Here is a 285-nt window from a genome sequence, read left to right on the forward strand (position 1 = left end):
GGACCAGCCGGTCGTGCTGGTGACGGTCGCGCGCCAGACCGCTTTGCCGTCCGAGGTGGGCTGGAGCATGCCGTGGTCCTGCAGTACGTTGAACACGGCGGTGTTGTTCGCAGGAATGCCATCGATCCCCTGAGACAGGAGGTGTGCGCGCAGTTTGTCCGAGACCGTCTTGCTCACCAGCCACAAACCATCCTCGGTGAGCCAGCCATCGGAGGCTTCCGGCTGGTTCAGCTTCAACTGTTCCTTGAGCAGGTAGCGCAACCCGTCCAGCAGCTTGCGTTGCAG

1 protein-coding gene is annotated in these 285 nt (G+C 62.8%); it reads right to left on the bottom strand.

What is annotated here, in order from left to right:
- The coding region (locus AAEZ09_RS28050; RefSeq protein ID WP_350601605.1) for a TraI domain-containing protein at positions 1–285 on the bottom strand (285 nt) is incomplete at both ends.

The organism is Pseudomonas sp. 65/3-MNA-CIBAN-0223 (assembly GCF_040310425.1).
Lineage (GTDB): Bacteria > Pseudomonadota > Gammaproteobacteria > Pseudomonadales > Pseudomonadaceae > Aquipseudomonas > Aquipseudomonas gregormendelii.